General features: G+C 70.0%; 7 protein-coding genes. 3 read left to right on the forward strand and 4 right to left on the reverse strand.

Annotated elements, in window-relative coordinates; translation table 11 throughout:
• The first annotated feature begins 535 nt into the window (after window positions 1-535).
• A complete protein-coding gene (locus FNH04_RS36340; protein WP_152790102.1) occupies window positions 536-2,053 on the forward strand; it encodes a glutamate-cysteine ligase family protein in 1,518 nt (505 codons plus the stop codon).
• Window positions 2,054-2,238: 185 nt separating this feature from the next.
• Here FNH04_RS36340 and FNH04_RS36345 read toward each other — a convergent pair whose 3' ends face one another.
• Entirely contained in the window at window positions 2,239-4,005 is a 1,767-nt protein-coding gene (locus tag FNH04_RS36345; RefSeq protein WP_152790103.1) for a substrate-binding and VWA domain-containing protein, read from the reverse strand.
• A 174-nt stretch (window positions 4,006-4,179) separates the two neighbouring features.
• On the opposite strand from FNH04_RS36345, the gene FNH04_RS36350 reads away from it, so the two are divergent.
• On the forward strand, window positions 4,180-4,980 hold the full coding sequence (locus tag FNH04_RS36350; RefSeq protein WP_322724846.1) for a CPBP family intramembrane glutamic endopeptidase: 801 nt from the start codon (window positions 4,180-4,182) through the stop codon (window positions 4,978-4,980).
• A 56-nt stretch (window positions 4,981-5,036) separates the two neighbouring features.
• On the opposite strand, the gene FNH04_RS36355 is transcribed toward FNH04_RS36350, so the two are convergent.
• Window positions 5,037-5,816 carry an SDR family NAD(P)-dependent oxidoreductase gene (locus FNH04_RS36355; protein ID WP_152790104.1) on the reverse strand — a complete coding sequence of 260 codons (780 nt, stop codon included), beginning with the start codon at window positions 5,814-5,816 and terminating at the stop codon, window positions 5,037-5,039.
• A 293-nt stretch (window positions 5,817-6,109) separates the two neighbouring features.
• The gene (locus FNH04_RS36360) at window positions 6,110-6,754 is read right to left on the reverse strand and encodes a class I SAM-dependent DNA methyltransferase (protein WP_152790105.1); all 645 of its coding nucleotides are present in this window, start codon (window positions 6,752-6,754) and stop codon (window positions 6,110-6,112) included.
• A gap of 136 nt (window positions 6,755-6,890) precedes the next feature.
• Between FNH04_RS36360 and FNH04_RS36365 the strand changes: the two genes are divergently transcribed.
• Entirely contained in the window at window positions 6,891-7,526 is a 636-nt protein-coding gene (locus FNH04_RS36365) for a PadR family transcriptional regulator (RefSeq protein ID WP_152790106.1), read from the forward strand.
• A 144-nt stretch (window positions 7,527-7,670) separates the two neighbouring features.
• Here FNH04_RS36365 and FNH04_RS36370 read toward each other — a convergent pair whose 3' ends face one another.
• Window positions 7,671-8,099, reverse strand: coding sequence for a type II toxin-antitoxin system Rv0910 family toxin (locus FNH04_RS36370; RefSeq protein WP_152790107.1), 429 nt, complete (start codon window positions 8,097-8,099; stop codon window positions 7,671-7,673).
• Window positions 8,100-8,321 lie beyond the last annotated feature (222 nt).

Genomic DNA, 8,321 nt, shown 5'->3' on the forward strand with positions numbered 1-8,321 from the left:
GGCGCGAGGGCGGGGGCGGACGGCGCTGTCAGCTCTCGTGATCAGAGAGGCGGGGGCTTAGGGTCCGGTGCGGAAGGAGGGTCCTGCCGTACGTCACCAACGGCAGGCCGGGGACCGCGAGCGCCAACTCTCTGCCTCGTTCGCGGATTTTATACGAGACGTGTTCGGGCGATGTTTCCGCTAGCCGTCCCCGATATGAAAAGCAAGGCACTGTTCGGTCTTTGAAATGAGGGGTTCATCCCGGTTGCCCATGGGGTGTGCGCCGGTGACCTCGGAATTTCTCCCACTCATGGACGGCCGGTTCTCGTCGGCGTTTTTCACGAGATCGCAACACGTAGAAAGCGCGTACTGCGTCATGCCTAGTGAATGTGCCTGTGGGTACTCGTTCAGCGTAGCGGGTGAGGGGCTCGCTCGGTGGCGCTCTCGACGGACCCGTCCGGGACGTTATGGATCGCGCTGCCTGGGCATCATCCCCCGTGACCGGGACGTCAGTGGCCGGATCGTCGGCCTGCCCATCCGAGGAGGGGACACTTCGATGGGGGAGAAGGTCGTGGCGGCACCGATCGACCTGTCCGATCCGCACCACTACCGCGAGAAGCTCCGGCAGTGCCTGACGGGGCTGGAGCGGCTGCTGGAGGAGAAGCGGTTCGACCGGCCCAGGAACCTGATGGGCCTGGAGATCGAGCTGAATCTCGTGGGCGCCGACGGTCTGCCGAGGATGATGAATGCCCAAGTACTCGAGCGTATTGCGAGCCGCGATTTCCAAACAGAACTCGCCATGTTCAATCTGGAAGTCAACATAGCTCCACACCGGTTGGGTGGGCGTGTATTCGACCGGCTTTCCGAGGAACTCCACACGTCTCTGGCATATGCTCACCGGAAGGCGGGCGAGCTGGACGCGGGCATCGTGATGGTCGGCATTCTGCCCACGCTGGGCCGGGACGACCTGGTGTCCTCGAACCTGTCCGACGTGGACCGCTACACGTTGCTCAACGACCAGATCGTGGCGGCCCGTGGGGAGGACTTCACGCTCGACATCGACGGCGTGGAGCGGCTTGTGTGCACCTCGAAGTCGATCGCGCCCGAAGCCGCGTGCACCTCCGTGCAGTTGCACCTCCAGGTCACCCCCGACCGGTTCGCCGACGTGTGGAACGCGGCGCAGGCGGTGGTCGCCGTTCAGATCGCCGTGGGGGCCAACTCCCCGTTCCTGTTCGGGCGCGAGCTGTGGCGGGAGTCCCGGCCCCCGCTGTTCCTGCAGTCCACGGACACCCGGCCGCCCGAGCTGCGGGCGCAGGGCGTGCGGCCGCGCACCTGGTTCGGGGAGCGGTGGGTGTCGTCGGCGTACGAGCTCTTCGAGGAGAACCTGCGCTACTTCCCGGCGCTGCTGCCCATCTGCGACGACGAGGACCCGCTCCGCGTCCTCGATCAGGGGGGCGTACCCAGCCTCGCCGAGCTCGTCCTGCACAACGGAACGGTGTACCGCTGGAACCGGCCCGTGTACGGCATCGCGGACGGCGTACCGCATCTGCGGGTGGAGAACCGGGTGCTGCCCGCGGGGCCGACCGTCACGGACGTCATCGCCAACGCGGCCTTCTACTACGGGCTCGTGCGGTCGCTGGCCGAAGAGTCGCGGCCGGTGTGGACGCGGATGCCCTTCGAGACCGCCGCCGCGAACTTCGACGCGGCCTGCCGCCACGGCATCGACGCGCGGCTGCGATGGCCGCGGCGCGGCCGGCACGGCGGGATCGCGGAGGTGGACGCGGTGAGCCTGGTCCGCGACGAGCTGCTGCCGCTGGCCGAGGCGGGCCTGGACTCGTGGGGCGTCGAGGCGGTCGACCGGGACTTCTACCTCGGGGTGATCGAGGAGCGGTGCCGGCGGCGCGTCAACGGGGCGAGCTGGCAGGCGGAAACGTTCCACCGCGCGCTGGAGAAGGGAATCGACCGGGACGCCGCGCTGGCCGCGATGACGCGAAGGTACTGCGAGCTGATGCGTGCCGGGGAGCCGGTGCACAACTGGCCGGTGGGGCTTCCGGAGCCGGTGCCGTTGGGGTGATCAGGTTCTGTCTTGGCGGGGTTCCTGGTTCCTTCTTGGTGGGTTCGTGGGGGTCTTGTTGAGGCGGGGGTAGGGGTTTTGTCGCAGGGAGGTCATGCCGGCTGCGGCCGTGCGGGGGTGTGTGCCGATGTGTGGCGGGTGAGTGGCTGGTGCGCACTGGGCCGGTGGGGCTGTAGAGCTCACTGTCAGTCGGGGAAGCTGCCCGCCTGCACGATGGCGCTGAGGATCACCGCATGGACCTGTGAGGGGTCGGTCATCCGGTGGCCCGAGCCGCCGACCGACAGGGCGATCTCCTCCAGCTCGTCCTTGTCGGCCTCCGGTCCCACGGCGATCATGATCAGCCCCACCGGGCGGTCCGGATCCCGGGCCTTCCGCAGCTCGGAGACGAGGGTTGAGCGGGAGATGCTGTCCGGGTCCTCGTTCACCCCGTCGGTGAGGACGACGATCCCGTTGAACCTCCCCTCCACGTACGAGGTGACAGCCTCCCTGTACGCGGCGAGTGTGGTGTCGTACAGCCCGGTCGCACCGCCCGGCACCGGTCGCAGGTCGTTGAACGCCGCCGTCAGCCGGTCCCGGTGGGTGCCCGCGCCCACGCGGTCCCCGAGCCGTCTCGTCGGCGCCACGACCGCGTAGTCGCGGCCTCCGTCGAGCTTGGTGGAAAACTGCCACACCCCGTACTCGTCGTCGGGCTCGAAGGTGGCGAGGGACTGGAACAGCGACGCCCTGGTGACGTCCATACGGGACCCGCCGGCGCCCGGCACCGGTTCCGTCATCGAGGCGGAGACGTCGACGACCGCGGTGAGCCGGGCGCTCTGCACCGTGACCGTCCAGATGCCCAGCGTCTCCTGGACCGCCCTGGTGGAGGCCGGTTCGGGCGGGTCGTCCGCGTACGGCTGCGGAGCGCGGCCGCCTGCCTGTCTGACCAGTGCCTTCGCGGCGGCGCCCTGCGTACGGAACCCGCGCTCGGCCAGCAGCCCGCGCCCCTCCTCGCTGTTCAGCGTGATCATGAAGCGTAGTGCCGCACGGCTCGTGTCCGTGCTCAGCTGTGACTCGTCGACCAGGACGAACGGGTAGTCGAGCCGGGGTGAGCCGTCCTTCGGATAGAAGAGGCGGAGCCGGTCGCCGCCGTGGCTCAGCGCGTTGTACGCGTACGCGTGCTGTTCGGACAGGATCAGCGCCTGGTTGTTCGTGGAGTCGTCTCTCCGCCCGGTGCCGGACATGTCGGGCGGGATGGTGTCGAGTATCCGGCTGTCACTCTCGACTGTGTGCCGTGAGAGCCGCTTCGATGTGGTCACCGCCTGGATGGCGCCCTTCTTGGTTCCGGCCGTGGCGCTCGTCAGCCGGGTCAGGGCGAGCAGTCCGGTGGCGCTGCGGGAAGGGTCGGCCGCGCCGAGCCTGGGCCGGTCGTCCTTCAGGGCCGCACCGGCCAGCTCGTCCCAGGTGTACGTCCTGTCGGGCCAGCCCAGGGACTTCGCCACCGACGGGATCACCGCGACGCCGACAGGTGAGGAGGCAACACTGCCGGCCCGGCTCAGCGGCGTGGCCGCGGCGTCGCTCGTGACGCGCTGCACCCATACGTCCGAGTCCGGCACCCAGACCTGTGCGTCCGGCTTCGCGCCGGAGCGTAACTCGGACGCGACCCTGTACGAGTCGCGGGCCGTCACCCGGACGTCCAGGCAGCGGCCGTCGGAGGTGGTGCCGTCCTTGCGTGCCCGGTCGGCCGCGGCTTCGAGAGCGGGCGCGATGTCGGGGGAGGCGGCCAGAGACAGCCGTACCGCCTTGTCCCGGCAGGAGGAGCCGGCGGCGAGCAGCCCACCGTGGACCACGGCCACCGCGCCCGCGGCGACGGTGAGTGCGAGGGCGGTCGTTGCGGCCAGTGTGCGGCGACGCGCCCGTGCTCGGGGGTCGGTGACGCCCGTCTTACGGGGATCGGGCAAGCTGTGACGTCCCATGGGATGGGGCCTCCTGATCGAACCTCGTAGCGATCGGTGAGACAGGAGTGGTGGGGACGTTACCCCATGCGACGCCCTGGCCCCATGGGCCGTAGCAGTGGGTCCGCGCCACACTTTCGAGCTCTTGGGCGGTCACGGGCGGGACTGCGGCGGGGTTCTCGGCAGGAAGCGGGTGTGCAGGTGGAGGCGGGGCAGGTGGCTGATTCTTTGCCGTGCGAGCGGTCGGACCGACGGATCCTCCGGGACGAGACACTTCTCGTTCTGGGGCTTTCGCTCGGTGCGAGTGGGGTGTCCGCCCTGATCAGTTTTGTCGGATCGGTGACGAAACCAGGAGGGCTCAAGGATCAGGCCGCGACTCTCAACGCCTCGGCCGCGCCGGGCCGTCCATGGCTGGATCTCGCATGGCAGCTCTTCGGCATCGCGACGGCTCTGGTGCCGGTCGCGCTCGTCGCGCACTTCCTGCTGCGTGAGCGCGAGGGGCTGCGGACGCTCGGCTTCGACCGGACGAAGCCGTGGCCGGACCTGGGACGGGGGGCCGCGATCGCCGCGGTGATCGGCAGCACGGGCATCGCCTTCTACATCGCCGCCCGGAGTCTCGGCTTCAATCTCACGGTGGTGCCGGAGGCGCTGCCCGACGTGTGGTGGAAGTACCCCGTCCTGATCCTCTCCGCGATCCAGAACGCGGTCGTCGAGGAGGTCATCGTCGTCGGGTATCTGCTGCGCAGGCTGGGACAGTTGGGCTGGAGCCCGGGAGCCTCGCTGATGGCGAGCTCGGTGCTGCGCGGCTCGTACCACCTCTACCAGGGCATCGGCGGCTTCATCGGCAACGTGGTGATGGGCGTGGTGTTCGTCCACCTGTACCGGCGGTGGGGGCGGGTCGGGCCGTTGGTCGTCGCCCACTCGCTGCTCGACATCGGGGCGTTCGTGGGGTACGCGCTGCTGGCGGGGAAGGTGCCGTGGCTGCCTACGCCGTGAGGGCGGCGTGGCCCGGGCTGGGCCGCTTTCCTGGCGCGTTCGTTCGGTGTCGCCGCTCAGTGGACGGAGAAGCCGCCGTCGACGAAGATCGCCTGGCCGGTGACATAGCCTGAGGCGCGGCCGGCCAGGAACACCGCCGCTCCGGCGAAGTCCTCGGCCAGGCCGTTGCGCCCGACCATCGTGCGTGCGGCCAGCGCCGCCACCCTCTCCGGGTCGGACGAGAGCCGCGAGTTGAGCGGGGTCATGACGAAGCCGGGCACCAGCGTGTTGCAGGTGACGCCGTACGGTGACCAGGCCTCGGCCTGTGAGCGGGCCAGCGACTCCAGCGCCCCCTTGGAGACCCCGTAGGCGCCGCTCCGGACGAACGCCCGGTGCGCCTGCTGGGAGGAGATGTGGATGATCCGCCCGAAGCCCCGCTCGGCCATGCCGGGCCCGAAGCGCAGGCCCAGCAGATAGGGCGCCTCCAGGTTCACCGCCATCGTGGCGTCCCACACGTCCTCGTCCAGTTCGCCCATCGGCGGCCGCAGGTTGATCCCGGCGCTGTTGACGAGGATGTCGGGCTCGCCGAACACCTCGGCTGTCTGCTCCGCCGCCGCGCGCACCCCGTCGCGGGTGCTCAGGTCGGCGCTCACCCAGGCCGCCCGGCAGCCGTCCGTCGCCAGTTCGTCGGTCGTGGCGGCCAGTTCCGCCTCCTTGCGCGCCACGATCACCACGCGCGCTCCCGCACGTGCGAGAGCTCCGGCGATGGCTCGGCCGATGCCGGAACTGCCGCCCGTCACCACGGCGATCCGGTCGTCCAGCGAGAACAGTTCGGAGAGGTAGCTCTGTGAGGCCATGCCCGCACCCTAGACGGCGCGCGGAGGGCAGGGCCGTCGGCCTTGATCGGATCGCGTCGGCGAGGCCAGGGGGTAGGTGTCGTTTGGCCCGGCCCCGCCCGGGTTCGCGGTGCCCGGCCCGGGTCCGCGGCGTACGGCACGGCAGCGCGCCGCGTTGTCGGATCGCCCGAGTAGGTCCAGTGCACAGGCGATCCTCCGCCTTGCGATGCACCGGCCCCCCAAGCTCTCGGCTTTCACTCAAGCAGGGACGCCCATGACGCCGTGACCCATCCGAGCTGATCCGCACGAGCCCCCTAGGACGGGCGGCGTGCGAACAGGACCGCTCCTGGAACGGCCTCGTCGAGGTCGAGCAGCATCTGGGCCTCAAGCGTGAAGCCGGCGTCGCGCAGCCAGGCCGCCACTGGGTCGGGTCGGCGGCGGTGGACGTGGACGTTCATCGGGTGACCGCCGTAGCCCCGCGTCTTCAGTCTCGACCCGTCCCCGACGTGAAAGCCGAGCAGCAGTGGTCCGCCGGGACGCAACACCCTGTGGAAGTGGTCGAACACCGTGGGGACCGCATCGTCGGGGACGTGAATCAACGACCAGAAAGCGAGCAGGCCGGCGACCGAGGTGTCGGCGAGGCCGAGGTCCGTCATCGAGCCCACCTCGAACCGCACGCCGGGGTGGTCACGCCGAGCCACGTCGATCATCGCGGGTGACAAGTCGATACCGAAGGCGTCCACACCCGACCTGCGCAGGTGAGCGGTGACGTGTCCGGGCCCGCAGCCCACGTCCGCCACAGGCCCGCCGCCGGCGGCGGACACCTGGTCGGCGAACAACGCCAGGGCCGCCCGCAGGAACGGTTCGCCCGCCAGGGCCTCGCGTATCCGGTCGGCATAGCTGACCGCGACCGTGTCGTAGGAGGTCCGGGTGTCTGCCAGCCAGCGGTCCGTATGCATGCCTTGACACGGTAGTCCGGTGATCAGGGTGTGGTGCACCGCCCTGAGGGCATTGCGTGAGGGCCTTGCCGCGCGAAGTGTTCCGATATATCGTTGAGGCATCGCGACAGATCAACGATGGAATGGAGTGAGTGCGATGCGTACCCGTGGACAGGACTACGGATTCGAGCGCGGACATGGACGTCACGGTGGGCACGCCCCGCACGGGCGTCCCGACTTCGAGGCGCTGCGCGGTGCCTTCGGGCCGTTCGGTCCGGGGCACGGCGGCCCCGGCTTCGGGCCGTTCGGCCCGGGCCCGTGGGGCGGGCGCGGCAGGGGAGGGCCGAGGGGAAGGGCGCGGCGCGGTGACGTACGGGCATCGATCCTGGCTCTCCTCAAGGACCGGCCCATGCACGGCTACGAGATGATCCAGGAGATCGCCGAGCGCAGCGGCGGGGCGTGGAAGCCCAGCCCCGGCTCGGTCTACCCCACACTCCAGCTGCTGGAGGACGAGGGGCTGATCACCAGTGAGACCGAGGGCGGCAAGAAGCTGTTCTCGCTCTCCGAGTCGGGCCGTACGGCGGCCGACGAAGGGCCCGAGGCGCCGTGGGAGGAGGCCTCGCGCGGGGTCGACTGGGAGGCGCTGACCGAGATCCGGCAGGCCGGGTTCGGTCTGATGGAGGCGTTCGGCCAGGTCTGGAAGACCGGTGACAAGGACCAGCGCGACAAGGCGGTGGCGGTCATCAACGAGGCCCGCAAGAAGCTGTATCTGATCCTCGCCGACGAGGACTGACGGTCGGCGGGCCCGCAGCGCGGGCTCGGGGGCGCCCCGCGGACGTGGTCCGTGGGGCGCCTTCGTGTGGCGCGGTGGGGCGGTTCGGCGGCGCCTTTCGTGCGTGCCGGGTGTGGGGGTGCCCGGTCTGCGCCACCGGTCCGCTCACGCGACCAGTCCGCCCAGTTTCCGCAGTGACTCGTTCAGGGCGGCCGTCGCCGAGTCCTTCAGCTTGCCCGCCATCAGGGAGACGGCCGCTCCGGTGAACTCGCCGTCGATGCGGACCGTGGTGGCGGCTCCGTCCGGGGTGAGCGTGTAGCGCGTGGCGAGGTCCACGGCCATCGGGCCCTTGCCGCGGATGGTGAGGAGCCGGGCGGGCTCCAGTTCCGCGATGGTCCACTGGACCTCCGCCGGGAAACCCATGAGCTTCAGGTTCTCCTGGAAGGTGCCGCCCACCGAGAGGGTCTCCGGGCCGCCTCGGGGGAAGCCGGTGTGCGTCGTGTTCCACTCGCCGTACGCGGGCCAGTCGACGAGCTGTGCCCACACCTTCTCGGCGGGTGCCTCGATACGCGCCTCCGCGCTGACTTCGGCCATGCGACCACCTCTTCGTCTCGGCTGCGGTGTCGCGGAACGTAGCCGGAGGGCCTGGAACATTCAATACTGATGAACCGTCAGGAAGTGCGGAGGGGTGGTTCGCGCCGGTAGGCCGGGGCCACCGTCTCATCCGCAAGGAGGACGACCGGTCGTCCATACCCAACCTGTGTGGGACGCCAAGATGCTGCCCCGCGAGGATGACGCGAGCGGGTGGGGCTGATG

This window comes from Streptomyces phyllanthi, from assembly GCF_009377205.1.
GTDB classification, from domain to species: Bacteria; Actinomycetota; Actinomycetes; order Streptomycetales; family Streptomycetaceae; genus Streptomyces; species Streptomyces phyllanthi.